A 26,406-nucleotide genomic window follows, 5' to 3' on the forward strand; every position below is an offset into this window, starting at 1 on the left:
GAGAGTGAACGTTCATTCTCACTAGTCAGCAGTATAGAAAGGAGGGTGCCAGGGAAAAAGCGTTATTTGTGCGGCTTTGGGACTTATTCACCCGCATTGACGAACTTCTGTTGAGCCTTTGAAGGCGTAAAAAGTCTTAAAGTTGATGCAGGTAGAGAGTTTTTTTGCCTGAAAAGTTGAAGGATCGATACTTCTGTTCCAGGATTAACCGCACATGGACAATAAATGAGGAATAAAAACATGAATAAAGTAACAGGATTTCTTGGTGCTGCAGTGGCTCTGGCTGTTCTCTCTGGCTGTACTGCCTATGACCGTGCGGAAAGCTACGTCACTAAGCCCGTTGTTCAGGACGTGAAAAAAGGCATGACCCGTGAGCAGGTTCGTGAAATCGCCGGTCCAGCTTCTACTGAAGTGACCATGGTACATGCCCGCGGTACCTGCCAGACCTACGTTCTGGGTGAGCGCGATGGCAAGGCACAGACCTACTTTGTCAGCTACAGCGATACCGGCCGCGTGATGAATTATGGCTTCCAGAGCTGTAAAGATTACGATACCGACCCACAAGCAGGTAAGTAATCTGGCGCCCTTAGCGGCGTAAAAAGCCCGTTATAAACAGCCGGTCAGTAAATTTACTGACCGGCTGTTTTACGTTGTAGCGTCATTTTGTGGGTTGCCTTCAGTGTAAGCCACGGGTCACCGTTTGATCGTCAAAAAAGCGTTGAATGTAGGCTGACGCGGAAAGGGGATGGGCTAACGGTGAGAAAGTTGCCAGCAGGACTTTATATTACGGTCCTGCTGGCGGGATAGGGCAGTTTCGCCTGCCCTACCATTAAAACGACAAATTACCTTATGCCGGAACGCTCAGCGCTTTCTGGCTGCGTGACCAGATCCGGTGCGCGCCGAGAGCAGAAAGGAACTCGCTCATCAGTACGCCTTCCGCCTTGCTGTCCTCCACAATCCCTTCTTCACGATCGCTGTCACCCAGGCCAAACTGCGCTTTGAAACGGCGTGCATCGCCGCTCAGGCCGATCACTTTAAGGTGCTTGTAAGCTTCCAGCAGGAAGTAGCAGGCGTCGCCATTCAGCAGCAGGGCATCTATATTGCCATCTGGCACAATTACCGCATCGAAGGTCAGCGAAGGCAGACCGCTGAAGGTGGCATCCACCGGCAGCTCCGAACCATCATCGGCGCGGACCTGGCCCATATGCTTCGCCAGCAGCTTGGCATGAACACCCTGAGCCTTAAGTTCCTGCAGGATTGCGAGCACATCTGCCGCAACCACACCATCACTTAACAGCAGCGCGACCTGACGTCCTTTAATGGAACCGCTTGGGATGGCATACAGGCTCAGGCTGGCATCCTTTTTCAGACCGTTGACATCTTTTGGTGGCGCGGTATGCATTTTTTCATCCGACAGCGCGATGCCCAGATTCTCGGCCACGCCGTTCGCCAGCGAGACGTCGATATGCACAAGGTGGTCGACAACGCGCTCGCGGATATAGGCGCGGGCGACCTTACTGAGTTCAAATGAGAAGGCATCGATAATATGCTGTTGCTCAACCGGCGTCTGGCTGTTCCAGAACAGGCGCGGCTGGGAATAGTACTCCCCAAAAGAGGGGCTGCGCTCGCGTACCTTATGCCCTTCAATGCGTTCCTGGTGGCTCTCAAACCCGCCGCGATGCGGAGAAGGTGGCGTTTCACGTGGCCAGTTATCATTGATGGAATTAGGCTCATAGTTCGCCGGATTAGTGTCGATATCCATCCGGTGCATGCCCTGACGCTGGAAGTTGTGATAAGGACAGACCGGGCGGTTAATCGGGATTTCGTGGAAGTTAGGCCCGCCCAGGCGGCTAATCTGCGTATCGGTATAGGAGAAGAGGCGGCCCTGCAGCAGCGGATCGTTAGTGAAATCCATTCCCGGCACGATATGACCAGGGTGGAATGCCACCTGCTCAGTTTCGGCAAAGAAGTTGTCCGGGTTGCGGTTGAGCACCATCTTACCAATCAGCTCGACCGGCACCAGCTCTTCGGGAATGAGTTTGGTGGCATCCAGCAGGTCAAAATCGAATTTAAATTCGTCTTCTTCAGGGATGAGCTGCACGCCCAGTTCATATTCCGGATAGTCACCGGCCTCGATGGCTTCCCACAGGTCGCGGCGATGAAAATCGGGATCGCGGCCTGTCAGTTTCTGGGATTCATCCCAGAGCAGAGAGGCTTTACCGGCGACGGGTTTCCAGTGGAAGCGTACAAAGGTCGCTTTGCCTTCAGCATTAATGAAACGGAAAGTATGGATGCCGAAGCCTTCCATGGTGCGGTAGCTGCGGGGGATACCGCGATCGGACATAGCCCAAATCACGTTATGCAACGTTTCCGGCTGAAGAGAAACATAGTCCCAGAACGTGTCATGGGCACTCTGGCCCTGAGGGATTTCGTTGTGTGGCTCTGGCTTTACGGCGTGCACAAAATCCGGGAACTTGTGCGCATCCTGGATAAAGAACACCGGCGTGTTGTTGCCAACGAGATCGAATACCCCTTCTTCGGTGTAGAACTTGGTGGCAAAGCCGCGAATGTCACGAACCGTATCCGCCGAGCCTGCGCCGCCCTGCACGGTAGAGAAACGCACAAATACCGGCGTCTGCTGGTCAGGGTTGCGCAGAAAATCGGCTTTAGTCAGATGGCTCATATCCCGGTAGGGCTGGAAATAGCCGTGGGCCGCCGATCCACGGGCGTGCACAATGCGCTCCGGAATACGTTCATGGTCAAAGTGGGTGATTTTCTCACGCAGGATAAAATCTTCCAGCAGCGTGGGGCCACGGGTTCCTGCCTTCAGCGAATTCTGGTCGTCAGCAATTCGGGTGCCCTGATTGGTCGTCAGGGGAAAGTTTTCGCCACCCTTACGGAAGGTTTCAAGCGCATCGAGTTTAGCATTGTGCGTCTGCGGGGATTTCAGGCTGCCCGGCGCGGTAGGCTCTTTTCCTGGCGGTGTGGGGGCTGCGGAAGGTTTGTGTGATCCATCTGCCGGCGCGAGAGAATCGAGTCCGGGTTTAGCTGATTCGGGCCCGGTGGACGGGGCGTTGTGGCTCAGTTCCTTGTTGTCAGTTTCTTTAGACATCTTCACTTGCTCCTGATTGTCTTTCTAAGATTCTAATAACTATAGAACAGTCAGGGCAGTACGCCTGAAAAGAGCAGGGTTAAGTGATGAGGGAAAGGAAAATTAAGAGGATTCACGACGGGAGGGGTAGAAAAGAGGCCGGCTGTCGCCGGCCTCGTCAGGCAATTTTAGCGGTGCGCAAGCTCAACGTCGTTTTCGACATCAGCATTAAGCAACGTTTTATCGGTCTGCTTCAGCCACTGACTGGTCAGCGTACCGGCGGTCATTGAGCCGTTAACGTTGAGGGCGGTACGACCCATATCGATCAGCGGCTCGATGGAGATAAGCAGTGCCACCAGCGTGACCGGCAGACCCATTGTAGGCAGCACAATCAGCGCGGCGAAAGTTGCACCGCCGCCCACACCAGCCACGCCAGCCGAACTCAGGGTAACGATTCCCACCAGGGTCGCAATCCAGATGGGATCAAAAGGATTGATACCCACGGTCGGCGCAACCATCACGGCCAGCATCGCCGGGTAGAGCCCCGCACAGCCGTTCTGGCCGATAGTGGCCCCAAAGGAGGCTGAGAAGCTGGCAATTGATTCCGGTACGCCCAGACGGCGCGTCTGCGCTTCCACGTTCAGCGGAATGGAGGCAGCGCTTGAGCGGCTGGTAAACGCGAAGGTGATAACCGGCCAGACTTTACGGAAGAAGCGTTTCGGGTTGACGCCGTTGACCGACAGCAGCAGCGCATGGACGGCAAACATGATGGCCAGACCGAGATAGGAAGCAACCACGAACCCGCCCAGCTTAACGATGTCGGCCACGTTGGAGCTGGCAACAACTTTCGTCATCAGTGCCATCACGCCGAAAGGCGTCAGCTTCATGATCAGGCGGACCAGCTTCATCACCCAGGCCTGAAGAATGTCGATCGCCGCCAGCACGCGTTCGCCTTTTGGCTTGTCGTCACGCAGCAGATGCAGCGCCGCAACACCCAGGAAGGCAGCGAAAATCACCACGCTGATGATAGAGGTTGGGCTGGCACCAGCCAGTTCCGCAAACGGATTTTTAGGAATAAATGAGAGCAGCAGCTGCGGCGTGGAAAGGTCGGCGACCTTACCGGCATAGTTGGTCTGCAGTGCCGCCAGTCGTGCCGTTTCCTGTGCACCCTGTACCAGGCCATTAGCGTTAAGGCCAAACAACCAGGTGACAAAGACGCCGACCAGCGCGGAAATCGCTGTGGTGAACAACAGGACGCCAATCGTCATGATGCTGATTTTGCCCAGCGAGGAAGCGTTATGCAAACGGCCTACAGCGCTCAGTATTGAGACAAATACCAGCGGCATAACAATCATTTGTAACAGCTGGACATAGCCATTACCCACAATATTAAACCAGCTGATCGACTCTTTCAGTACCGCACTGTCGGAACCATAAATCGTGTGCAGCGCAAGGCCAAACAGCACGCCGATAACCAGGCCCACCAGCACTTTTCTGGACAGACTCCAGCTCGCGCTGCCGCTTTTCGCCAGAATGACTAACAGCGCCACAAAGGCGGCGAGATTAGCAATTAGTGGAAGATTCATCCCCATTTCTCCAGTCAGAACAGCGAATATCTCTTCGCCGTGTCGCTTCATATCGTTTTTATCGCGCAGCACAGGCGCTCAGTGACTGCATGGTAGCAGCACATTTCTTTACATCTATATATTCAAATGGAATGGGTTATAACCAAATGCCGTTTTAAGGCGGTTTATTGAGCGGATTGCGCAGGAATAAGACGATCGAGGCCGTGCTGTACCCAGCTCACCGCATCGGCTGGCCAGCCGGATACGCCGACGGGCAGCATACCGGGCTGAAACCACAGGGCGCCGCCGATGAGCAGCAGACAGAGCGTGCGCTCAAGCTGATTTCCCTTCTGGCTTCTGAGTAAAGGGAATCTGAAACGCCAGCGGCAGGGCCAGAGCAGCGGGACGCCAGCCGGTGTGAGCATATCGGCCACAATATGACTGAGATAGCCCAGCACCATGCCATGTAAAGCATCGGCAGGAATAAAAGCACCCTGCGGAACTTTAAGCTGAAACAGCGCCATTCCGCCCAGGACCGCCAGCAGGCTGTGAGTGAATCCACGATGGCCAAAAGCCCGGGCAATGGGCTGCGAAAGCCAGCGGAAACGCTGTCCCAGAAAGGATTTAGGGTGATCGATATCAGGCAACAGGCAGGTCAGCAGCGTAGCCGGAACAACATGCCACCAGTCGCCATTAGCGAGTTCCGGGGTCAGTTCCGCCCGTTTGGCAAAAATAGCGCTGGCGATGGCGAAAAGAAGATGGCCTTCGGCCGTCATGGGAGATACCTGGCTGCATTGCTGTCAATCCATCCAGTATAGGGGATATATACAGTAGAATAAATATGTGACGCTGTAACCAAAGATAAATATTTTAACAAAGCGTCCAGAAATACAGGTTACCCCTGAATATTTCCCTTTAATCAGCAGAGGGGCTTTTACGCTATCCTGACGGAGTGACGGAGTGAATTGTCCGCTCAGACCAAACAGGCGAAGCTGCCTGAACTCAGGCAGCTAATCACCCCGGCATAATGACTGCGCTAACCGTGCAGATGTGCCGCGCTCAGCGCTTCAAGAGAAGAGAGCTTCACATCGGCCAGCGCCCAGCGTGGATCGCTGGCAAATTCGGTGGCGGGGATCGCTATCGAGCGCATGCGGGCTGCCTTAGTCGCTATCATACCGTTAACGGAGTCTTCCAGCGTGACGCAGTTAAGAGGATCGACACCCAACTGAGCAGCGGCGTTCAGATAAACCTGCGGGTGTGGTTTGCTGTAGGGCAGTGCTTCGGCAGAGACGACAGCATCAAAATTGTCACGCAGATTAAACATCGCCAGTACACGCTCAAGCATATGCAGGGGAGAAGCGGATGCCAGCCCCATCTTTAAGCCTTCCGCCTTACAGAGTTTCAGCGCAGATTCCACGCCGGGCAGCAGCGGGCGTGTTTCTTCCACAAGATTTAACGCGCGGGTGATAATGCGTTCTGTCACTTCCTGCTGACTCGGCCCCTTCCATGGCAGCGTTTCATACCACATCCGCACGACCTGATCGATGCGCAGCCCCAGCGTATCGGGCAGCTCGCTGCGGCGGGAAAGATCAACATCCAGGGTAGAGAAAATGTCCATCTCCGCGCGGTCCCATAGCGGTTCGGAGTCAATCAGCAGGCCATCCATATCAAAAATCGCAGCAAGCACAGGGCGGGAATAGGGCATTTTTACGGCTCCGTTAATCAGTATGCCGCCACCTTATCATGAAGTTATTACCGGCAACATCAGCACATCTTTTTGCAGGGCCAGCCTTTCTCAGGCGCAAAAGCACTCATCTGATTAAGGGGAGTTACGACAACTTCACTTTTTACAGGCACATTTTCCCACCTGAAGGTAAACTTAGAGCCTCACATCAAAAGGACAGGAGAAAGCATGACTTATCAACAGGCTGGCAGGGTGGCAATAGTGAAGCGCATCGCAGGCTGGATTATTTTTATTCCGGCACTGATCTCCACGCTTATTTCACTGATGCTTTTCCTGGAAAAGAGCCGGGAACAGCGGGAAGGGATCAACGCTGTGATGCAGGATTTCTCCCACATCATGATCGATATGATCCGCTTTAACACTCCTTTTCTTAATGGTTTCTGGAGCCGTTCGCCGGTGCCGGATTTCAGTCATGGCACAAATTTCAGCTTCTGGCTTATCTATATTTTGATTTTCGTGGGTCTGGCGCTTCAGGCCTCTGGTGCCAGAATGTGGCGTCAGTACCAGCATCTGAAAGAGGGTATTGAGGATCAGCTTATTCTGGAGAATAGCCGGGGAGCGGAAGGGCGCAGCCGACAGCAGCTTGAAGAAAAACTTATCGTGCCGCGCCACACCATTTTCCTGCAAATATTCCCGCTCTATATTCTGCCGCTCCTGATCGCTACCGGCGGCTATTTTATCCTCAAGCTGCTCGGCTTTATCGCCTGATTGTCGCCATCTCCCGCTTCAGGCCGGGCGGGCATGCTGCTTTTCCAGTTCGTCTTCATCAAGCAGCGCGCCTACCGCCTGTTGCGCTTCGCCCAGCCAGTGCCCACCGAAAACGTTAGCCCGGTTCAGCAGATAGTAGAGCTGATAAACGGCCTGACGCCGTGGATAGTCTTCAGGAAGTGGCCAGACGGACTGGTAGCCTTCCAGAATTTGTCGGGGTAGCGTGGGTGACCGCGAAAGCATCGCCAGATCGCACTCCCGATCGCCCCAGTAGCAGGCAGGATCGAATACCCAGGGGCCGTTATCGCTGCCACCACAGTTAGCTGGCCAGAGATCGCCATGTAGCAAAGAAGGTTGTGGATGGTGGGAGCTCAGAACACGCTGGGCGCACTCAACGATCAGCTCAATATTGCCATACTGAATCCCTTTTTCGGCGGCAAGCTGGAGCTGCCAGCCGATGCGCTGTTCGGCAAAAAAGAGTGACCAGCGTCGCAGCCAGCTATTAGGTTGGGGAGAAGTGGTAATGTTGTTGTCGTAATCGAGACCAAACTGCGCCTGCTCACTCCACTGATGCAGCCGGGCAAGCTGCTGCCCGAGTTGCCAGGCGCTCTGCATATCCAGAGGGCGCAGGGGAATATATTCCAGCAGAAGAAAACTGACCTCCCGATCGCTGCCAACGCCATAAACCTCCGGCACTCTTACCGTTTTCGTCCGCGCCAGCATTTGTAGCTGGTCCGCCTCCCAGGCGAAAAGATCCAGCATCTCGCGGCTGTTACACTTCACAAAAACGTCCCGTTCGCCGTAGCGGATACGCCAGGCGGGGTGGACATCACCCCCCGGAAGTTCCGTACGCTCGCTGATTTCTGCGCTACCTGAGTGCTCGTTTAACAGACGACTAATGGCTGACCACATCGGGTTTTCCTCATTTCGCTGTAAATTGCAGACTGAGTGATAGTAACGCTTAAATAATAATCAAAACCAGCGGTTGCGCACGGCAGAGTCAATCTTTTACAAATTATTAATTTTTCGTTTCCTGCTGGTACGCTTCCCAGGTCTCCACCTCAACCTCAGGTTTCTGACCCAGCACCATCTCCGCCAGTCCTTCAGCCTGTTGACGGATCTCTTCTTTATCCAGTGCGCTGACGGTGCCAAAACTATTGGTGCCGAGTTCTCTTGGATGTCCCTCTTTATCACTGAGGGAGGTAGTGAAACCGCCATTAATCATCGCGCTGTTCAGTTCGAGAATGTCCGTCAGCCCTTCTTCCTGATAGCGGAAGGTCACCACATATTGCATAACTTCTGAAGAACTCATATTTCACCTCACTGAATTGGATAAATGTCGGTCTTCGTGAGCAGTGAAACCACGTCGCCCACTCAGATAAGTGATGCCGCATTGCTGGTGCGCGGCTACCCTGGCAAATCCCATGTTTAACCGTGGGTTATAAGCATAGCTAATAAGCGGCAAGGGGGAAGAGAGGCGGAAAGGAAATGTTGATAATGAGATTAATTATCATTACTATCTGTTAACTTTTGTTTGTCTGGAGACTGACGTGCTGCCCGTTCTGAAATACGCAACCTTAACCACACTATTGGCTATCTCCACAACCACGCTTGCTACAACCTATCCCGTCACGCTGACTGACATGGATGGAGAGCAAGTTATCCTCAAAAAAGAACCGCGACGCGTTGTTCTTCAGGATGGCCGGGACATTCTTACGCTGGCTTTGCTGGATCGGGATAATCCGTTCCAGCGTCTGGTTGCCTGGAATAATTTGCTGAAAAAAAGCGACAGTGCTACCTGGTCGCTGATGAATAAAAAATGGCCTGAATCCGGTAAAATCATCGATATGGGGTTCAGTGATAAGGGGGAAGTTAATCTGGAAAGTGTGGTCGCACAGCATCCCGACCTGATGATCGCCCAGCTTCGCTCAAGGCCTTCACTGATCCAGACCGGCGTTCTGGAGAAAATGAAGCAGCTTGGCGTGCCGGTACTTTTTATCGATACGTTTGAAAATCCGGTCACCGATACGCCAGCCAGTATCACCGCACTGGGCGTGGCGCTCAACCGGGAAGCGGAAGCAAAAGCTTATACCGATTTCTATCAGCAGCACTATCAGGCCATTATTGCGAAGACCCGCAGTGTTAACCCCCAGCCACAGGTTTTTATTGAGGCGAAGGCGGGGCTGGGAGGGCTGGAGTCTTGCTGCTTCACCCATGCGCACGTTGGCTGGGGCGCCATGGTGGAAGCGGTAGGTGCGAAAAATATCGGCTCTTCACTATTGCCCGGCGCCACGGGAGATGTTTCCCTGGAAAAGGTCATCGCCATGAAGCCGGATGTCTATATTATTTCCGGCTCGCAGTGGGCCACCAAAACCAATGCTGCCGTCCCCTTTGGTTATAACGTCACGCCGTCACAGGTGGATGCCGCTTTCAACAAGATGAAGCAACGACCGGGATTTGCCCAGGTTTCAGCGGTCAGAGAGGGGCGTTTCTACGGCGTCTACCACCATTTCTACAACCATCCTTACAACATTGTCGGGCTGGAGTATCTGGCGAAGTTCATTTACCCACAGCAATTCAGTGCGCTGGACCCTAATCAAACCTGGCAAGAGATTGTCACCCGGTTTACTCACGTACCTCTGGGTAAAGGCGTCCTGGGCGCACAGGCACCAGGGCAGCAATAGGGTATCGTTAACATTAAAAACAAATGATCAAGCGCCGTCCTCAGGGGCGGCGTGTTGTTAATAAAGTGGTGTCCGGGAAGCCCTGTTAAGATTGATGACATTACGAATTAAATTGCAATCATTGTTTCAAAGTGAAAACCCGCCGAAAAAAATCTTATTTTCCCGCTACTGTAAAACGATCGAATACCTTCTATAATGCGCGCCGTTAATGGGAATTCTCCCATTTAAGGGGCGGTTTGCTGCGCCCGAACGGAAAAAAGCGTGATTTAATACAATGTTACGATTTCCAGCGTAAATTGCATTGATCGCGCTAAAAAACGCTTCAGACTCCCTTTTTCCAACATTGTCGTATGGGTCACATTTAATGAAAGCGCTTAACAAGCTCTCTGTAGTTCTTTTGCTCTCCGCTGGCGCGCTGTGCCAGCAGGCACTGGCTGACAACAACGTATTTACGGTCATGGATGACCCTGCCACGGCAAAGAAAGATTTTGAAGGGAATGCGGCGGCGGGCTATCTGGCGCAAACCGGGAACACCACCAGTTCCTCGCTGACGGCGAACACCAATATGACCTGGTATCAGACCCGGATGGCCTGGAGCCTGTGGGGTAATGCGACCAACACCTCTTCCAATGATGAGCGTTCAGCAGAAACTTATCAGGTTGGTGGCCGCTCACGCTTTAATATCAATAACTATGACTATCTCTTCGGCCAGGCGAGCTGGCTGAGCGATCGCTTTAACGGTTACGATGGACGCTCTATCCTTGTTGCCGGTTACGGTCGCCAGGTGCTGAATGGCCCGGTGCACTCGCTACGTCTGGAAGCGGGTCCCGGCGTCCGTTATGACGACTATCACGATGGTGGCGATGATACCCAGGTACTGGCCTACGGTGCGCTGAGCTATCAGTGGCAGCTGACCGATACGACGCGGTTTGTACAGGGCGTCTCGGTACTGGGTAGCGATGACACCACCGTCAACTCCGAAACGGGTTTGCAGGTCGCCATTAACGATCATTTCTCTCTGAAACTGGCTTATAACGTCACCTGGAACCAGAATCCGCCTGAATCTGCGCCAGATAAAACGGATACTAAAACCACTGTTATGCTGTCATACGCGCTGTAGAAGCATCCGGGCTGGCTTAACGCCGGCCCCTCCTGCTCAGAGCAAAGTGCCTTGTACAGGTGCTTTTCTCGGGTGCAATGACGCCATTTACTGGCCTGTCTGCTGTTGCAATCTCCCGTTCTCGCTTCTTAAGTCCATGAACTCTGTTGAATTACTGCTTCCGCCACAAAGAACACCTCGCCGTGCAATTTGTCTCCATGGCGTGTAAGATGTTCGCTTCTCAAGAGTTTTTGCCAGTGGCAGACTTTTGTTCAGGTATACCAGGCTGGGTACCAAACTGACAAATGTGAGTTGGTTTCAAGTGCTAACGGCTTGTTGTATAAAGTAAAAATGACTTTTGTATGTAGCCTTGCGTATGGGTTACCACTGCAATTAAGGATGTTAAATGCCCGTAATTACTCTTCCTGATGGAAGCCAGCGTACTTTCGACCACGCCGTCAGTGTGATGGAGATAGCCCAGGATATCGGTCCTGGCCTGGCGAAAGCCTGCATTGCCGGTCGCGTTAATGGTGAGTTGGTGGACGCCACCGACCCGATTACCGCTGACGCCAGTGTCGCTATCATCACCGCGAAAGATGAAGCAGGTCTGGAAATTATCCGCCACTCATGTGCGCACCTGCTTGGTCATGCCATCAAGCAACTGTGGCCTGATACCAAAATGGCGATTGGTCCGGTTATCGACAACGGCTTCTATTACGATGTCGATATTGACCGTACGCTGACCCAGGAAGACATTGAGCTGCTGGAGAAGCGGATGCACCAGCTGGCTGAAACCAACTATGACGTCATCAAGAAAAAGGTGAGCTGGCAGGAAGCGCGTGACGCGTTTGCCGCCCGTGGCGAAACCTATAAAATGCTGATCCTTGATGAAAACATCAGCCATGACGATCAGCCTGGTCTTTATCATCATGAAGAATATGTCGACATGTGCCGTGGGCCGCATGTGCCGAACATGCGTTTTTGTCACCATTTCAAACTGCAGAAGATTTCCGGCGCTTACTGGCGCGGCGACAGCAATAACAAAATGCTACAGCGTATCTACGGTACGGCCTGGGCAGATAAAAAACAGCTGGCGGCTTATCTGCAGCGTCTCGAAGAGGCGGGCAAGCGTGACCACCGCAAAATCGGCAAGCAGCTCGACCTGTATCATATGCAGGAAGAAGCGCCAGGCATGGTCTTCTGGCACAACGACGGCTGGACGATTTTCCGCGAACTGGAAGTTTTCGTGCGCAGCAAGCTGACCGAGTATGACTACCAGGAAGTGAAAGGGCCATTGATGATGGACCGCGTTCTCTGGGAAAAAACCGGCCACTGGGAAAACTATAAAGAAGCGATGTTCACCACCTCTTCCGAGAACCGTGAATATTGCATTAAGCCAATGAATTGCCCTGGCCACGTGCAGATTTTCAATCAGGGTCTAAAATCATACCGCGACCTGCCGTTGCGCATGGCTGAATTTGGTAGCTGCCACCGCAATGAGCCTTCTGGCGCGCTGCATGGTTTAATGCGCGTTCGCGGCTTCACGCAGGATGATGCGCACATCTTCTGTACTGAGGAGCAGGTACGTGCCGAAGTGAACAGCTGCATTCGTATGGTTTACGATATGTACAGCACCTTCGGCTTTGAAAAAATTGCGGTAAAACTCTCTACCCGTCCGGCCAAACGTATTGGTTCTGATGAGCAGTGGGACCGTGCCGAGGCCGATCTGGCCGCCGCGCTGGAAGAGAACGACATTCCGTTCGACTATCAGCCGGGTGAAGGCGCCTTTTACGGCCCCAAAATTGAGTTTACCCTGCACGACTGCCTCGACCGGGCCTGGCAGTGCGGCACCGTACAGCTGGACTTCTCGCTGCCGGGTCGCCTCAGCGCCTCTTACGTAGGTGAAAATAACGAACGTCAGGTGCCGGTGATGATTCACCGTGCCATTCTGGGTTCTGTGGAGCGTTTTATCGGTATTCTTACCGAGGAATATGCCGGTTTCTTCCCAACCTGGCTCGCTCCGGTACAAGTAGTGGTGATGAATATCACCGATGGCCAGTCCGAATATGTTGCAGAATTGACCCAAAAACTTCAGAATGCGGGCATTCGGGTAAAAGCGGACTTGAGAAACGAGAAGATTGGCTTTAAAATCCGCGAGCACACTTTACGTCGTGTCCCGTATATGTTGGTCTGTGGTGATAAAGAGGTGGAAGCAGGCAAAGTTGCCGTTCGCACCCGCCGTGGTAAAGACCTGGGAAGCATGGATGTAAATGACGTGATCGCGAAGCTGCAGCAAGAGATACGCAGTCGCAATCTTCATCAACTGGAGGAATAAAGTATTAAAGGCGGAAAACGAGTTCAACCGGCGCGTCCTAATCGCATTAACAGAGAAATCCGCGCCACAGAGGTACGTCTGACTGGCGTCGATGGCGAGCAGATTGGTATTGTCAGTCTGAATGAGGCTTTGGAAAAAGCTGAAGAGGCGGGCGTTGATTTAGTCGAAATCAGCCCTAACGCCGAGCCGCCCGTTTGTCGTATCATGGATTACGGCAAATTCCTTTACGAAAAAAGCAAATCTTCTAAAGAACAGAAGAAGAAGCAAAAAGTTATCCAGGTTAAGGAAATTAAATTCCGTCCTGGAACCGATGATGGCGACTATCAGGTAAAACTACGCAACCTGATTCGCTTTCTCGAAGAGGGCGATAAAGCCAAAATCACGCTGCGTTTTCGCGGTCGTGAAATGGCGCACCAGCAGATCGGTATGGAAGTGCTTAACCGCGTCCGTAAAGATCTGTGTGAAGATATGGATCTGGCGATTGTCGAATCCTTCCCTTCGAAGATCGAGGGTCGTCAGATGATCATGGTGCTCGCTCCGAAGAAGAAACAGTAGGCTTAAAAGTAATCAATGCCGCCGCAGCCTTGCGCTGCGCGGTATTTATTCGCCTGTCTGGTTCATTTTATTAACAATGCGAAGTGGATGTTTGAAATGCCAAAGATTAAAACTGTACGTGGCGCGGCTAAGCGCTTTAAGAAGACCGCCTCTGGCGGCTTCAAGCGTAAGCACGCTAACCTGCGTCATATTCTGACCAAAAAGTCTACCAAGCGTAAACGTCACCTGCGCCCTAAAGGCATGGTATCGAAAGGCGATCTGGGTCTGGTTATTGCCTGCCTGCCGTACGCTTAAGTAAACCCTTTTTAGTGCCGGATCGCTTCCGGATTGCCGACAGAATGCGGCAGACGGTAGCGGGAAGGTAAAACAGAATATGAACAGGAGAGCTAAATGGCTCGTGTAAAACGTGGTGTAGTTGCTCGCGCACGTCACAAAAAAATCTTAAAACAAGCTAAAGGCTATTACGGTGCACGTTCACGTGTTTACCGCGTTGCCTTCCAGGCTGTTATCAAAGCTGGTCAGTATGCTTACCGCGACCGTCGTCAGCGTAAGCGTCAGTTCCGTCAGCTGTGGATCGCGCGTATCAACGCAGCGGCCCGCACTAACGGTATGTCTTACAGCCGTTTCATCAATGGCCTGAAAAAGGCGTCTATTGAGATCGACCGTAAGATCCTGGCTGACATCGCCGTATTCGACAAAGTGGCATTCTCTGCACTGGTCGAAAAAGCGAAATCAGCACTGGCGTAAGTCAGGTGAAAGAGGGAGCTTGTCTCCCTCTTTTATTTTATCTAACCTTCGCAAAAGGTTGACATTTCTGCCGCTGCGTTTTTCAATAGTGCGTATGTCGCAGAGTCAGGCAGGATAACAAGGTACAGACCCATGCACGCCAGTTTTCGTTTCTTTTTTTACTTTAGCACCTGATCGCCGGGAGCTTTTGCGCAGAGAAAAGAAACGAAAATTCGCGCCGAAAGCCTCCCTCGTGGAGGCTTTTTTGTTTCTGGCGTCGCTGATATTGGACGACCCGTCGTCCCCATAAAAAAACAGACCGGCCACGGCGGCTGGAAGAAGAGGAAAGCATGTCACATCTAGCAGAACTGGTGGCAAACGCGCAAGCGGCCATTGCGGATGCCCACGATGTTGCCGCGTTAGACACGGTACGCGTTGAATATCTGGGGAAAAAAGGGCATCTGACGCTGCAAATGACCACGCTGCGCGAACTGCCAGCGGAAGAGCGGCCGGCCGCGGGTGCTGTCATTAACGAAGCGAAGCAGCAGGTTCAGGACGCGCTGAACGCGCGTAAGAACACGCTGGAGTCCGCCGCGATGAACGCACGTCTTGCTGAAGAGACCATCGACGTTTCGCTGCCGGGGCGCCGCATCGAGAATGGCGGTCTGCATCCTGTGACCCGTACCATCGATCGCATCGAGACCTTCTTTGGCGAGCTGGGTTTTACCGTGGTCACCGGTCCGGAAATTGAAGATGATTATCACAACTTCGATGCGCTGAATATCCCTGGCCACCACCCGGCGCGCGCCGATCACGATACCTTCTGGTTCGACGCCACGCGCCTGCTGCGGACCCAGACGTCCGGCGTGCAGATCCGCACCATGAAAAACCAGCAGCCGCCGATCCGCATCATCGCTCCAGGCCGCGTATACCGTAATGATTACGATCAGACCCACACCCCAATGTTCCACCAGATGGAAGGGCTGATTGTGGATAAAAATATCAGCTTCACCAATCTGAAAGGAACATTGCACGATTTCCTGCGCAACTTCTTTGAGGAAGATTTACAGGTGCGCTTCCGTCCCTCTTACTTCCCGTTTACCGAACCTTCTGCAGAAGTGGACGTCATGGGTAAAAACGGTAAATGGCTGGAAGTGCTGGGATGCGGCATGGTGCATCCGAACGTATTGCGCAACGTCGGCATCGATCCTGAAGTCTATTCAGGCTTTGCCTTTGGCATGGGGATGGAACGTCTGACCATGCTGCGCTATGGCGTGACGGATTTGCGCGCCTTCTTCGAAAATGACTTACGTTTCCTCAAACAGTTTAAATAAAGGCGGGCACTCCTATGAAATTCAGCGAACTCTGGTTGCGTGAGTGGGTTAACCCGGCCATCGACAGCGCAGCACTCTCAGAACAGATTACCATGGCCGGTCTGGAAGTTGACGGCGTTGAAACCGTCGCCGGTACTTTTCATGGCGTGGTGGTGGGGGAAGTGGTTGAATGCGGCCAGCACCCGAACGCGGATAAACTTCGCGTCACCAAAATCAACGTAGGCGGCGATCGCCTGCTGGATATTGTCTGCGGCGCACCTAATTGTCGCCAGGGGCTTAAGGTCGCCGTCGCCACCATCGGCGCGGTACTGCCGGGCAACTTTAAAATCAAAGCGGCCAAACTGCGCGGCGAGCCGTCTGAAGGGATGCTCTGCTCATTTTCAGAACTGGGTATTTCAGACGACCACAATGGCATCATTGAACTGCCGCTGGAGGCGCCGGTCGGCACTGATATCCGGGAATATCTGCAGCTTAATGATAACGCCATTGAAATCAGCGTAACGCCCAACCGCGCTGACTGCCTGAGTATCCTTGGTGTGGCGCGTGATGTGGCAGTACTGAATAAACTTCCGCTGATTGAGCCCGAGATTACGCCTGTTGCGGCCTCTGTTCAGGACACTTTCCCCATTCGCGTCGATGCGCCGGACGCCTGTCCGCGTTATCTGGGGCGCGTGATCAGAAATATTAACGTCAAAGCGACCACGCCTTTGTGGATGCGTGAGAAGCTGCGCCGTTGCGGCATCCGCTCCATCGATCCGGTTGTCGATATCACCAACTTTGTCCTGCTAGAGCTGGGACAACCGATGCATGCCTTCGACCTCGATCGTATCGAGGGCGGTATTGTGGTGCGCATGGCGGAAGAGGGTGAAAACCTGACGCTGCTGGATGGCACCGAAGCTAAGCTCAGTGCGGATACGTTAGTGATTGCCGATCACCATAAAGCGCTGGCGATGGGCGGCATTTTTGGCGGCGAGCAGTCTGGCGTCAATGAAGAGACAACCAGCATTCTTTTCGAATGTGCTTTCTTCAGCCCGCTGTCGATCACTGGCCGTGCGCGCCGTCTGGGTCTGCACACCGATGCCTCCCACCGTTATGAGCGTGGTGTCGATCCGGCGCTACAGTACAAAGCGATGGAACGCGCGACTCGCCTGTTGCTGGATATCTGCGGCGGTGAAGCGGGCCCGGTTATCGACGTAACCAGTGAAGCCTCACTGCCACCTCGCGCCACCATTACGCTGCGTCGTGAAAAACTGGACCGTCTGATTGGTCATGTTATCGCCGATGGGGATGTCACCGATATTCTGAGCCGCCTGGGTTGCGAAGTCACTGCTACCAACGGTGAGTGGAAAGCTGTCGCGCCGAGCTGGCGCTTCGATATCGCTATCGAAGAAGATCTGGTGGAAGAAGTCGCGCGTATTTACGGCTATAACAATATTCCCGATGTGCCTGTGCAAGCCGGTCTGGTGATGACCCGCCACCGCGAATCCAGCCTGTCGCTTAAGCGCGCTAAAGCAATGCTGGTGGACAAAGGCTATCAGGAGGCCATTACCTACAGCTTCGTTGATCCTAAAGTACAGGCGTTGCTGCATCCGGGTGAAGAAAATCTGCTGCTGCCAAGCCCGATTTCGATCGAAATGTCCGCCATGCGTCTTTCACTCTGGAGCGGCCTGCTCTCTGCGGTGGTTTACAATCAGAATCGCCAGCAAAACCGCGTACGTCTGTTTGAAAGCGGGTTGCGCTTTGTCCCTGATACGCAGGCAAACCTGGGGATCAGACAGGATGTTATGCTGGCAGGCGTTATCAGCGGTGCCCGTTATGAAGAGCACTGGGATCTGGCGCGTCAGGCAGTTGACTTCTATGATTTGAAAGGCGATTTAGAGTCCGTCCTGGATTTGACCGGGCGAATGGATGCGTTTTCATTCCGTGCCGAAACTCACCCTGCGCTGCATCCGGGCCAGAGTGCCGCCATTTATTTACGCGGTGAAGCTGTCGGTTTTATCGGTGTGGTGCATCCGGAACTTGAGCGGAAACTGGATCTTAACGGTCGTACGGTGGTGTTCGAACTGGAGTGGGAGAAGGTGGCAGACCGCGTCCTGCCTGACGCGAGCGAGATTTCGCGCTTCCCGGCAAACCGTCGTGATATCGCCGTTGTGGTGGCTGAAAACGTTCCGGCAGCAGATATCATCGCGGAGTGTAAGAAAGTTGGCGTAAATCAGGTAGTTGGCGTAAACTTGTTTGATGTGTACCGTGGTAAGGGCGTAAATGAAGGTTTTAAGAGCCTCGCTATCAGCCTGATTTTGCAAGATACCAGCCGGACACTCGAAGAAGAGGAGATTGCCGCTACCGTTGCAAAATGCGTAGAGGCACTAAAAGAGCGATTCCAAGCATCCTTGAGGGATTGAACCTATGGCGCTTACAAAAGCTGAAATGTCTGAATACCTGTTTGAGAAGCTGGGCCTGAGCAAACGGGATGCCAAAGAGCTGGTCGAGCTGTTTTTTGAAGAGGTACGCCGCGCTTTGGAAAATGGTGAACAGGTTAAACTGTCAGGCTTTGGCAATTTCGACCTTCGCGACAAAAACCAACGTCCGGGGCGTAACCCTAAGACTGGTGAAGACATTCCAATTACGGCGCGCCGGGTGGTAACCTTCCGCCCGGGGCAGAAGTTAAAAAGCCGGGTTGAGAACGCCTCACCAAAAGAAGACTGATTTCTGCCCGTTTAAAAGGCCGCATATGCGGCCTTTTTCATATTTACCGGTGGAGAACAGTGGTTACCGCGTTACCTTGTCGTAGAGTTGTACGCTGATAGTTGAGATAAATGACCCTGATTTTACCCCTGAAAGAACGTGCAAGACGTCATCAGCGGCGCTGGCTCGGCGCTCTGTTGCTGTTCACATTGCTGATGTTTCTGCTCAGCCTGTGTGCCGGGGAGCGCTGGCTGTCACCAGCAGACTGGTTCACGGCACAGGGCGAACTCTTTGTCGGCCAGCTCCGCCTGCCACGCACGCTTGCCGTGTTGCTGGTTGGTGCCTCGCTCGCCGTTGCTGGTGCGGTTATGCAGGCGCTGTTTGAAAATCCGCTGGCGGAGCCCGGGCTGCTTGGCGTCTCGAATGGTGCTGGTGTCGGGCTGGTCCTCGGCGTGTTTACCGCGACGGAGGCCCTCTGGCAGCTGAGCCTGTATGCCGTCGCGGGCGCGCTTACCATCACCTTTCTTTTGCTGCGTTTTTCACGCCGGGCGCTATCCAACAGCCGTCTGCTGCTGGCGGGCGTGGCGCTGGGTATTATTTGTAGCGCGGTGATGACCTGGGCGGTCTACTTCAGCAGCAACCTTGATCTTCGTCAGCTGATGTACTGGATGATGGGCGGCTTCAGCGGCGTGGACTGGCGCTCCGGCTGGCTGATGCTGGCGCTGCTGCCGCTTCTGGTATGGCTCTGCTCCCGCTGGCAGGTGCTTAACCTCATCGCGCTGGGGGAAACGTCAGCCCGTCAGCTGGGCGTGCCGTTGTTGCTCTGGCGCAATCTGCTGGTGGGAGCCATCGGCTGGCTTACCGGTGTGAGCGTGGCGCTGGCAGGCGCTATCGGCTTTGTCGGGCTGGTTGTACCGCATATACTCAGGCTCAACGGGCTACAGGATCACCGCTGCCTGCTGCCTGCCTGCGCGCTCACCGGCGGTAGCGTGTTGCTGGCCGCTGACATTATTGCGAGACTGGCAATCTCTTCGGCGGAGTTACCCATTGGGGTGGTGACCGCCACGCTGGGCGCGCCGGTATTTATCTGGCTATTATTGAAAACCCGCCCCTGAAAACGGGGTGCCATCCCATTAACACAGGATATGCCCATGACGATTTTCGATACAGAACTGGTAACGCTTGAGGGTGAACGCACCACGCTGGCACAGTGGCAGGGCCAGGTATTGCTGGTAGTCAACGTAGCCTCAAAGTGCGGCCTGACGCCGCAGTATGAGCAGCTGGAAAATATTCATAAGGCCTGGCAGCCGCAGGGCTTTTCCGTTCTCGGCTTCCCCTGCAACGCTTTTCTCGGGCAGGAGCCGGGCACGGAAGAAGAGATCAAAACTTTTTGCAGTACCACCTATGGGGTCACCTTCCCCATGTTTAGCAAGATTGAGGTTAACGGCCCGCATCGACACCCTCTTTACCAACAGCTGATCGCCGCGAGGCCGGAGGCCGTTGCGCCTGAGGAGAGCGGGTTCCTGGCGCGGATGGCGAGTAAAGGACGCGCGCCGAAAGAGCAGGGCGATATCCTGTGGAATTTCGAAAAGTTCCTGATCGGCCGTGATGGAACCGTGGTTCAGCGCTTCTCACCCGATATGACGCCGGAAGATCCAATTGTAATGGAGAGTATCAAGCTGGCGCTGGCAAAATAAATGCTGCTTGTCTGCCGGGACGTGGCGGTCAGCCAGCGCTTCTTACCCTTCAGCGCAGAGGTCCATCAGGGCGAGTTGGTACACCTGCTTGGTCCTAACGGCGCCGGAAAAAGTTCGCTGCTGGCCGCGCTGTCAGGATTACTGCCTGCCAGTGGCGCCATCATTTTCGCCGGTAAACGGCTGGATGCATGGCGTGCCGACAGTCTTGCGCAGCGCAGGGCTTATCTGCATCAGCAGCAGCTTCCGCCGGGAAATATGCCGGTCTGGCATTATCTGGAACTGCACAGAGGTTCAGTGCGTGCGTCGGATGATGAGCTGCGGCTGCCAGCGCTCGTTCAGGCTTTTCAACTGCAAGATAAACTGGATCGCCTGCTGACGCAGCTCTCTGGCGGTGAGTGGCAGCGCGTCAGGCTGGCGGCAATGTTTTGTCAGCTTGGTCAGCCAGCGGGCAAGCTTTTGCTGCTTGATGAACCGCTGACCGGGCTGGATCTGGCACAGCAGGCAGCCTTTGACCGTTATCTCGCTTCGCTGCTTACAGAAGGGCTGACGGCGATTGTTAGCGGTCATGATATCAACCACACCTTGCACCATGCTCAGCGCGTCTGGCTGATGAAAAATGGCAAGATGGTGAGACAGGGAAGCGTAAAGGACGTCCTGCAACCGGTCATCCTGAGTGCGGTTTATCAGGTTCCGTTCCGGCGTATCGCCGTTGACGGAGATGAAATGCTTTCCACCCACTGATGTAGTGATATTGTCAGCAACCCACCTCTGTGGGTAAAGTAGAATGATCTTCTGAGGGATTTTGAGTTATGCGCTACGGGCTACTGCTTTTTATTATTCTGCTTGCGGGCTGTAGCAGCCACGCGCCGCCACCGGATGGACGCCTGGCGGATTCCGTTATGGTGATTGCACAACTTGATGACCAGCTTAACGCCTGGCACGGCACGCCTTACCGTTATGGCGGAACGACTCACAGAGGCGTTGACTGCTCCGGTTTTGTCTGGCTGACGTTCCGCGATCGCTTCGGTATCCAGCTGCCAAGAACCACCGCTGCCCAGACAAAAATCGGCACCAGAATTGATAAAGATGATCTGCTGCCGGGCGATTTAGTCTTCTTTAAGACCGGCAGCGGCGAAAATGGCCTGCATGTTGGCGTCTATGATACAAACAACAGGTTTATTCATGCCTCAACCAGTCAGGGCGTTATTCGCTCTTCTTTAAATAATGTTTACTGGAAAAAGGTATATTGGCAGGCCAGACGGATCCAGGATAATGGATAAGAAGGCGGCTAATAATCTGCCGGGAAAGGATAATATTTGATCATTTGGTTTAATGAGGGATTATTAATCCCGGATCGATTCGTTGCGTTTATCAACGGGCATCAGGAAAACTGCGCGGGTAATTGTGAACGAAGTCATATTTTTATCAGATACCCGTAAATTGATGAGGATATGATACTGATGTCTCTCTGTTTTCTTTAAAGAGTTAAGTATCTTTTATAATAATTATGTGTCAGGTTAAGCTATGCAAACGGGCTGACGTCTGCCCGTCGGACTGCAGATGCGCAGCGGATAATCACTGCCGTCTCAGGTTACAGGTGCCGGCTCCGTCCACCTGCCGCCTTCAGCAACCTGAGTGACTGAAGGTATCGTCTGGTTGTCTTACGCCTTTCCTGATTGCCGTCCGGTAAAACGGGCAGAGTGAATGCGAAGATCGCCAATTAATCATGGCTGAATATAATGAAAATCCATCTGACAGCGGATTATAAGAGTTACCCGACGTTTTATCCTGTCTACAGTTTTCAGGGCAAGCTAATTGCCGTGGAACTGATGACACATTTCTCGCAAAGTGAGGCTAACGTGGCCATCCCTCAGGATATGGTGCTGCCTCAGTTAGATAACGACCAGCGTATTGCATTACTACAAAAGCAAATTAATTGTCTCGAAAGTCATCAGGATTTCTTTTGCAAACATCGCATCAGGGCGGCGCTGAATATTGATGCGCTGACGGCCCGGTTACTGCTTGATAATGAGATTCTTTCCCGTAAGCTGGCGCTGCTTAACGGACTGGAGCTGGAAATAAACGAAAGCTTTACCGACTTCAGAACTGGCAACGAGAATAACTGCCTGATGGCGCTTAAAGCGCGTTACGACCTTAGCCTGCAAAATTATGGCGCAGGCAAAGCCTCCTCAAAAGCCGTTTATGACAATCTGTTCACCACCATAAAACTGGATAAAGGTTTTATTAAACAGCACATCAATAAGCTCTCTTTCAGACCTTTTATCAACGCCGTACTGGAACATATTAAGCCTCATTGTCAGCGCGTCATTGTTCAGGGCATTGATGACGCCTCTGCGCTGGAACGCATCAGTGATTTTCCCTTCGATGGCATCCAGAGTACGCTTTTTGCGCCCGCCAGCGAAGATTCACTGGAGGCGCTGATTCGTCCTCCTGAAGTGTTCGCTGAGCGTCAATTCTGATATCCCTTCACTCTATCCGTGTTTACTCTCACTTGTGGGGGTTACACTTAAGACTATCATGACGCAAGCCTGATGCTGCTGCATCAGCAGATTTGGAGGGGAAAGTCATGCAATTCAATAATACCTGGCACCATGAGCTTGAGGGATTTTATACCGCTCTTCAGCCCACGCCGTTAAGCCATTCCCGTCTGCTTTGCCACAGTCCTTCGCTGGCGCAGGAGCTGGGGCTGGATGAAAGCTGGTTCAGCGAAGATAAAACCCCGCTCTGGAGCGGTGAAGCGCTTCTGCCCGGCATGCAGCCGCTGGCTCAGGTCTATAGCGGGCATCAGTTTGGCGTCTGGGCGGGTCAGCTGGGAGATGGCCGGGGTTTATTACTCGGTGAACAACAGTTGCCGGATGGCAGGAAAATGGACTGGCATCTGAAAGGGGCTGGATTGACGCCCTATTCACGGATGGGCGATGGCAGGGCGGTACTCCGCTCCTCCCTGCGGGAGTTTCTTGCTTCTGAGGCGATGCATCATCTCGGCGTGCCGACGACGCGCGCCTTAACGGTTGTGACCAGTGACGAACCTGTCTACCGGGAAACGTCAGAGCGCGGCGCCATGCTGCTTCGCGTCGCGGAAAGCCATCTGCGCTTCGGTCACTTCGAACATTTCTTTTATGCCGGCGAGCCGGAGAAGGTTCGTCAGCTTGCGGATTATGCGATCCGTCACCACTGGTCACAGTGGCAGGAAGAGTCCGATCGCTATCAGCTCTGGTTCAGCGATGTGGTTAAGCGTACAGCAAGGCTGATCGCCCACTGGCAGAGCATCGGGTTCGCTCATGGCGTAATGAATACGGATAATATGTCTCTCCTCGGCCTGACTTTGGACTACGGGCCTTACGGTTTTCTGGATGACTATAAGCCCGATTTTATCTGTAACCACTCAGACTACCAGGGCCGATACAGTTTTGAGAATCAGCCCATGATCGGTTTGTGGAACCTTAACCGGCTGGCCCATGCGCTGTCAGGTCTGCTGAGTACGGAGCAGCTGAAGCAGGCGCTCTCAGGCTATGAAGAGGAGCTGATGCGCTGCTGGGGCGCACAGATGCGGGCGAAACTGGGCTTCTTTACCGGGGCCAGTGATGATAACGAGATACTGACCAGCCTGCTGGCGATGATGAGCCGTGAAGGCAGCGACTATACCTTAACCTTCCGTCTGCTGAGCGAAACGGCGCAGCAGCAATCGGCGTCACCGCTGCGTGATGAATTTATCGATCGTGAAGCTTTTGACAGCTGGTATAACATCTACCGACAGCGTCTTATTCAGGAAGGCATCAGCGATGAGGAGCGGCAGCGGAAGATGAAGCAGGCCAATCCGGCGATCGTGCTGAGAAATTATCTGGCGCAGCAGGCGATTGAACGGGCTGAGCAGGATGATATCAGCGTCCTGACGCGACTGCTTCAGGCGCTGAGCCAGCCCTTTACCGATGCGCCGGAGTTCGCCGATCTGATGCGTCGTCCGCCCGACTGGGGTAAGAAACTGGCAGTGAGTTGCTCAAGCTGAGGTCTGGCAAGCGGGAGGGCGACACAGGCTGCTCCCGCTGTAAAGGGACTTATCAGAAGCGGGATGCCGCTGCATCAGCCAGCAGGGCCAGCACCGCCTCGCTCTGCTCCCATCCCAGGCAGGGATCGGTGATCGACTGACCATAAACCAGCGGCGTGCCGGGCTCGATTTTTTGCGTTCCTTCCTTCAGGAAGCTCTCAATCATTACGCCGGCAATGGCCCGGCTGCCCTCACGGATCTGCCGGGAAACCGATTCAGCGACCTCCATCTGGCGACGATATTGCTTGAGGCAGTTACCGTGGCTGAAGTCGACTACCAGCTGTTCAGGCAATTTGAACTCACGCAGGCTTGCTGCTGCCGCGGCGATATCTTCCGGATGATAGTTGGGCTGTTTCCCGCCACGCATGATTACATGGCCGGAAGGGTTCCCGCTCGTCTGATAAATGGTCATCTGTCCGTGTTTATCCGGCGAAAGGAACATATGGCTGGCACGTGCCGCGCGGATAGCGTCTACCGCAATCTGCGTATTACCGTCGGTGCCGTTTTTAAAGCCTACCGGACAGGAGAGTGCCGAAGCCATTTCACGGTGGATCTGACTTTCGGTAGTGCGGGCGCCAATGGCTCCCCAGCTGATCAGATCGGCGATAAACTGACCGATCACCATGTCCAGAAACTCAGTCGCGGTTGGCATGCCCAGCGCATTGATATCCAGCAGCAGCTTGCGGGCAATGTCCAGCCCGTGATTCACGCGAAAACTGCCGTCGAGATCCGGATCGGAGATTAACCCCTTCCAGCCAACCACCGTACGAGGTTTCTCAAAATAGGTGCGCATGACGATTTCGAGACGGTCGCGATATTTTTCACGCAGCGCTGTCAGTTTTTCCGCATAATCAACAGCAGCCCTGGGATCGTGTAGCGAACAGGGGCCAATAACAACCAGCAGGCGCGGATCTTCACCGGAAAGGATACGGGCAATACGCTGACGTGACGCTGTCACGTTGGCTGCAATGGCTGGCGTTACCGGATGCCGCTTAGCCAGTTCGTCAGGCGTAATCAGGCTCTCGATGCGCGCGGTCCGCAGTTCATCAGTTTTATTCATGATAATCTCTGAAAATTTGTTCTTCTCTGCGGCAGGTTTGCCGGGAAGTGATGCCGATCACAATAAACCAAAACGACATCATTTCAACCGGAAACGCCGCTAAAAAGAGGTTAACGCGATAATTATCACTTTTTTGCAACGCTAGCGCGTCCGTTCAATACATACGGCGGGTCAGACCCATAATATCCAGAATCTTAGTGGCAATCTCTTCGACGGAATAGTTAGTGCTGTTGAGGTAGCGTATCTGATGCGTGCGGAACAGCGCTTCCACTTCGCCCACTTCCAGACGGCACTGGCGCATTGAGGCGTAGCGGGTGTTTTCAGCCCGCTCCTGACGAATAGCGGCGAGCCGTTCAGGATCGATGGTCAGACCGAACAGCTTATGCTGAAAAGGTTTCAGGGCGGGTGGCAACTTAAGGTTATCCATATCGTCGGCAATAAATGGATAGTTGGCGGCGCGGATGCCAAACTGCATAGCGAGATAGAGGCTGGTGGGCGTTTTACCGCAGCGCGAGACGCCCAGAAGAATAACCTGCGCATCTTCCAGCCCACGCAGCGAGATCCCATCGTCATGCGCCAGCGTATAATCGATCGCGGCGATACGGGCATCATACTTGCCAAGGTTACTGGCCGTTAACCCATGCGTCCGGTTAGCCACCGGTGCCGGGGCAATCCCCAGCTCCTGTTGAATGGGCGCCACCAGCGACTGCACAATGTCCTGACAAAAGCCTTCACTTTGCAGAATGATATCGCGGATTTCGGGCGTCACGATCGAAATAAAGACCAGCGGGCGCATGCCGCTTTTCTCGTAAAGTGCATTGATTTGCGCCTTAACGGCCTGGGCGCGCTGCACGTTTTCAACAAAAGGAAGGGTGACGCTGTTAATGTTCACGGGGAACTGCGAGAGCACCGCGTGGCCGAGCACTTCGGCGGTGATGGCGGTACCGTCAGAAATATAAAAAACGCTGCGTTCGCTGTTCACGTCCATCTTGTCTCCCGTCGTTATTGTTTCAGCAGACTAGTTTACGCCGCTATAAGAATGCAAATTGTGTTGGAC

25 protein-coding genes and 1 other annotated feature are annotated in these 26,406 nt (G+C 53.6%); of the genes, 17 read left to right on the plus strand and 8 right to left on the minus strand.

The window, feature by feature from the left end:
- The first annotated feature begins 240 nt into the window (after positions 1-240).
- The gene (gene osmE, locus EA20_RS0116630; protein ID WP_024967901.1) at positions 241-576 is read left to right on the plus strand and encodes an osmotically-inducible lipoprotein OsmE; all 336 of its coding nucleotides are present in this window, start codon (positions 241-243) and stop codon (positions 574-576) included.
- Between the two features lie 271 nt (positions 577-847).
- Here the strand turns inward: osmE and katE are convergent, their stop codons facing one another.
- The 4 genes from katE to hxpB form a co-directional block, all read right to left on the minus strand.
- A complete protein-coding gene (katE, locus tag EA20_RS0116635; protein WP_024967902.1) occupies positions 848-3,112 on the minus strand; it encodes a catalase HPII in 2,265 nt (754 codons plus the stop codon).
- 167 nt (positions 3,113-3,279) lie between these two features.
- Entirely contained in the window at positions 3,280-4,677 is a 1,398-nt protein-coding gene (locus EA20_RS0116640; RefSeq protein ID WP_024967903.1) for an L-cystine transporter, read from the minus strand.
- A gap of 164 nt (positions 4,678-4,841) precedes the next feature.
- Entirely contained in the window at positions 4,842-5,432 is a 591-nt protein-coding gene (locus tag EA20_RS0116645) for a metal-dependent hydrolase (RefSeq protein WP_024967904.1), read from the minus strand.
- Positions 5,433-5,692: 260 nt separating this feature from the next.
- Positions 5,693-6,361: a hexitol phosphatase HxpB gene (gene hxpB / locus EA20_RS0116650; RefSeq protein ID WP_024967905.1), complete on the minus strand. Its 669-nt coding sequence runs from the start codon at positions 6,359-6,361 to the stop codon at positions 5,693-5,695.
- A 207-nt stretch (positions 6,362-6,568) separates the two neighbouring features.
- Here hxpB and EA20_RS0116655 point away from each other — a divergent pair, with 207 nt between their 5' ends.
- Positions 6,569-7,108, plus strand: a complete 540-nt coding sequence (locus tag EA20_RS0116655; RefSeq protein WP_024967906.1) for a YniB family protein — start codon at positions 6,569-6,571, stop codon at positions 7,106-7,108.
- An 18-nt stretch (positions 7,109-7,126) separates the two neighbouring features.
- On the opposite strand, the gene EA20_RS0116660 is transcribed toward EA20_RS0116655, so the two are convergent.
- A complete protein-coding gene (locus EA20_RS0116660; RefSeq protein ID WP_024967907.1) occupies positions 7,127-8,020 on the minus strand; it encodes a fructosamine kinase family protein in 894 nt (297 codons plus the stop codon).
- 106 nt (positions 8,021-8,126) lie between these two features.
- On the minus strand, positions 8,127-8,420 hold the full coding sequence (gene ghoS, locus EA20_RS0116665) for a type V toxin-antitoxin system endoribonuclease antitoxin GhoS (RefSeq protein WP_024967908.1): 294 nt from the start codon (positions 8,418-8,420) through the stop codon (positions 8,127-8,129).
- 241 nt (positions 8,421-8,661) lie between these two features.
- Here ghoS and EA20_RS0116670 point away from each other — a divergent pair, with 241 nt between their 5' ends.
- From EA20_RS0116670 to EA20_RS0116740, 15 genes are all read left to right on the plus strand, one after another.
- Positions 8,662-9,792 carry an ABC transporter substrate-binding protein gene (locus EA20_RS0116670; RefSeq protein ID WP_369699800.1) on the plus strand — a complete coding sequence of 377 codons (1,131 nt, stop codon included), beginning with the start codon at positions 8,662-8,664 and terminating at the stop codon, positions 9,790-9,792.
- Between the two features lie 364 nt (positions 9,793-10,156).
- A complete protein-coding gene (locus tag EA20_RS0116675; RefSeq protein ID WP_024967910.1) occupies positions 10,157-10,912 on the plus strand; it encodes a YdiY family protein in 756 nt (251 codons plus the stop codon).
- A gap of 385 nt (positions 10,913-11,297) precedes the next feature.
- Complete coding sequence (gene thrS / locus EA20_RS0116680; protein ID WP_024967911.1) at positions 11,298-13,226, plus strand: threonine--tRNA ligase; 1,929 nt, start codon at positions 11,298-11,300, stop codon at positions 13,224-13,226.
- 3 nt (positions 13,227-13,229) lie between these two features.
- Positions 13,230-13,781 (plus strand): translation initiation factor IF-3, encoded by a 552-nt coding sequence (gene infC, locus EA20_RS0116685; RefSeq protein WP_071995442.1) that lies wholly within the window; start codon positions 13,230-13,232, stop codon positions 13,779-13,781.
- A 96-nt stretch (positions 13,782-13,877) separates the two neighbouring features.
- Positions 13,878-14,075: a 50S ribosomal protein L35 gene (gene rpmI, locus EA20_RS0116690; protein ID WP_004157374.1), complete on the plus strand. Its 198-nt coding sequence runs from the start codon at positions 13,878-13,880 to the stop codon at positions 14,073-14,075.
- 96 nt (positions 14,076-14,171) lie between these two features.
- The gene (rplT, locus tag EA20_RS0116695; protein WP_024967913.1) at positions 14,172-14,528 is read left to right on the plus strand and encodes a 50S ribosomal protein L20; all 357 of its coding nucleotides are present in this window, start codon (positions 14,172-14,174) and stop codon (positions 14,526-14,528) included.
- A gap of 124 nt (positions 14,529-14,652) precedes the next feature.
- Positions 14,653-14,777: a sequence feature (Phe leader region), on the plus strand.
- An 80-nt stretch (positions 14,778-14,857) separates the two neighbouring features.
- Entirely contained in the window at positions 14,858-15,841 is a 984-nt protein-coding gene (gene pheS / locus EA20_RS0116700; protein ID WP_024967914.1) for a phenylalanine--tRNA ligase subunit alpha, read from the plus strand.
- 14 nt (positions 15,842-15,855) lie between these two features.
- Complete coding sequence (gene pheT / locus EA20_RS0116705; RefSeq protein ID WP_024967915.1) at positions 15,856-18,243, plus strand: phenylalanine--tRNA ligase subunit beta; 2,388 nt, start codon at positions 15,856-15,858, stop codon at positions 18,241-18,243.
- 4 nt (positions 18,244-18,247) lie between these two features.
- Positions 18,248-18,547 carry an integration host factor subunit alpha gene (ihfA, locus tag EA20_RS0116710; RefSeq protein WP_017802142.1) on the plus strand — a complete coding sequence of 100 codons (300 nt, stop codon included), beginning with the start codon at positions 18,248-18,250 and terminating at the stop codon, positions 18,545-18,547.
- A 110-nt stretch (positions 18,548-18,657) separates the two neighbouring features.
- Entirely contained in the window at positions 18,658-19,641 is a 984-nt protein-coding gene (btuC, locus tag EA20_RS0116715; RefSeq protein ID WP_038381710.1) for a vitamin B12 ABC transporter permease BtuC, read from the plus strand.
- Between the two features lie 36 nt (positions 19,642-19,677).
- Complete coding sequence (locus EA20_RS0116720; RefSeq protein WP_369699796.1) at positions 19,678-20,223, plus strand: glutathione peroxidase; 546 nt, start codon at positions 19,678-19,680, stop codon at positions 20,221-20,223.
- Entirely contained in the window at positions 20,224-20,964 is a 741-nt protein-coding gene (gene btuD, locus EA20_RS0116725; RefSeq protein ID WP_024967918.1) for a vitamin B12 ABC transporter ATP-binding protein BtuD, read from the plus strand. It abuts the gene before it with no gap.
- Between the two features lie 68 nt (positions 20,965-21,032).
- Positions 21,033-21,503: an NlpC/P60 family protein gene (locus EA20_RS0116730; protein ID WP_024967919.1), complete on the plus strand. Its 471-nt coding sequence runs from the start codon at positions 21,033-21,035 to the stop codon at positions 21,501-21,503.
- A gap of 459 nt (positions 21,504-21,962) precedes the next feature.
- The gene (locus tag EA20_RS0116735; RefSeq protein WP_024967920.1) at positions 21,963-22,703 is read left to right on the plus strand and encodes an EAL domain-containing protein; all 741 of its coding nucleotides are present in this window, start codon (positions 21,963-21,965) and stop codon (positions 22,701-22,703) included.
- 107 nt (positions 22,704-22,810) lie between these two features.
- Positions 22,811-24,250 (plus strand): protein adenylyltransferase SelO, encoded by a 1,440-nt coding sequence (locus EA20_RS0116740; protein ID WP_024967921.1) that lies wholly within the window; start codon positions 22,811-22,813, stop codon positions 24,248-24,250.
- A 52-nt stretch (positions 24,251-24,302) separates the two neighbouring features.
- Here EA20_RS0116740 and EA20_RS0116745 read toward each other — a convergent pair whose 3' ends face one another.
- Positions 24,303-25,349 carry a 3-deoxy-7-phosphoheptulonate synthase gene (locus EA20_RS0116745; RefSeq protein ID WP_024967922.1) on the minus strand — a complete coding sequence of 349 codons (1,047 nt, stop codon included), beginning with the start codon at positions 25,347-25,349 and terminating at the stop codon, positions 24,303-24,305.
- Between the two features lie 154 nt (positions 25,350-25,503).
- Entirely contained in the window at positions 25,504-26,337 is an 834-nt protein-coding gene (locus EA20_RS0116750; protein ID WP_038381711.1) for a pyruvate, water dikinase regulatory protein, read from the minus strand.
- Positions 26,338-26,406: the final 69 nt, after the last annotated feature.

Source organism: Pantoea sp. IMH, from assembly GCF_000599885.1.
Taxonomy (GTDB): Bacteria; Pseudomonadota; Gammaproteobacteria; order Enterobacterales; family Enterobacteriaceae; genus Erwinia.

What these genes read in the sequence shown, in the direction of transcription:
- EA20_RS0116740 (WP_024967921.1), top strand. Translation starts at nt 22,811, where the DNA reads ATGCAATTCAATAATACCTGGCACCATGAGCTTGAGGGATTTTATACC.
- btuC (WP_038381710.1), top strand. Translation starts at nt 18,658, where the DNA reads ATGACCCTGATTTTACCCCTGAAAGAACGTGCAAGACGTCATCAGCGG.
- EA20_RS0116745 (WP_024967922.1), bottom strand. Translation starts at nt 25,349, where the DNA reads ATGAATAAAACTGATGAACTGCGGACCGCGCGCATCGAGAGCCTGATT.
- rplT (WP_024967913.1), top strand. Translation starts at nt 14,172, where the DNA reads ATGGCTCGTGTAAAACGTGGTGTAGTTGCTCGCGCACGTCACAAAAAA.
- btuD (WP_024967918.1), top strand. Translation starts at nt 20,224, where the DNA reads ATGCTGCTTGTCTGCCGGGACGTGGCGGTCAGCCAGCGCTTCTTACCC.
- hxpB (WP_024967905.1), bottom strand. Translation starts at nt 6,361, where the DNA reads ATGCCCTATTCCCGCCCTGTGCTTGCTGCGATTTTTGATATGGATGGC.
- pheT (WP_024967915.1), top strand. Translation starts at nt 15,856, where the DNA reads ATGAAATTCAGCGAACTCTGGTTGCGTGAGTGGGTTAACCCGGCCATC.
- ghoS (WP_024967908.1), bottom strand. Translation starts at nt 8,420, where the DNA reads ATGAGTTCTTCAGAAGTTATGCAATATGTGGTGACCTTCCGCTATCAG.
- EA20_RS0116750 (WP_038381711.1), bottom strand. Translation starts at nt 26,337, where the DNA reads ATGGACGTGAACAGCGAACGCAGCGTTTTTTATATTTCTGACGGTACC.
- EA20_RS0116645 (WP_024967904.1), bottom strand. Translation starts at nt 5,432, where the DNA reads ATGACGGCCGAAGGCCATCTTCTTTTCGCCATCGCCAGCGCTATTTTT.
- ihfA (WP_017802142.1), top strand. Translation starts at nt 18,248, where the DNA reads ATGGCGCTTACAAAAGCTGAAATGTCTGAATACCTGTTTGAGAAGCTG.
- EA20_RS0116730 (WP_024967919.1), top strand. Translation starts at nt 21,033, where the DNA reads ATGCGCTACGGGCTACTGCTTTTTATTATTCTGCTTGCGGGCTGTAGC.
- pheS (WP_024967914.1), top strand. Translation starts at nt 14,858, where the DNA reads ATGTCACATCTAGCAGAACTGGTGGCAAACGCGCAAGCGGCCATTGCG.
- thrS (WP_024967911.1), top strand. Translation starts at nt 11,298, where the DNA reads ATGCCCGTAATTACTCTTCCTGATGGAAGCCAGCGTACTTTCGACCAC.
- EA20_RS0116640 (WP_024967903.1), bottom strand. Translation starts at nt 4,677, where the DNA reads ATGAATCTTCCACTAATTGCTAATCTCGCCGCCTTTGTGGCGCTGTTA.
- EA20_RS0116675 (WP_024967910.1), top strand. Translation starts at nt 10,157, where the DNA reads ATGAAAGCGCTTAACAAGCTCTCTGTAGTTCTTTTGCTCTCCGCTGGC.
- EA20_RS0116720 (WP_369699796.1), top strand. Translation starts at nt 19,678, where the DNA reads ATGACGATTTTCGATACAGAACTGGTAACGCTTGAGGGTGAACGCACC.
- katE (WP_024967902.1), bottom strand. Translation starts at nt 3,112, where the DNA reads ATGTCTAAAGAAACTGACAACAAGGAACTGAGCCACAACGCCCCGTCC.
- osmE (WP_024967901.1), top strand. Translation starts at nt 241, where the DNA reads ATGAATAAAGTAACAGGATTTCTTGGTGCTGCAGTGGCTCTGGCTGTT.
- EA20_RS0116655 (WP_024967906.1), top strand. Translation starts at nt 6,569, where the DNA reads ATGACTTATCAACAGGCTGGCAGGGTGGCAATAGTGAAGCGCATCGCA.
- EA20_RS0116735 (WP_024967920.1), top strand. Translation starts at nt 21,963, where the DNA reads ATGAAAATCCATCTGACAGCGGATTATAAGAGTTACCCGACGTTTTAT.
- EA20_RS0116660 (WP_024967907.1), bottom strand. Translation starts at nt 8,020, where the DNA reads ATGTGGTCAGCCATTAGTCGTCTGTTAAACGAGCACTCAGGTAGCGCA.
- rpmI (WP_004157374.1), top strand. Translation starts at nt 13,878, where the DNA reads ATGCCAAAGATTAAAACTGTACGTGGCGCGGCTAAGCGCTTTAAGAAG.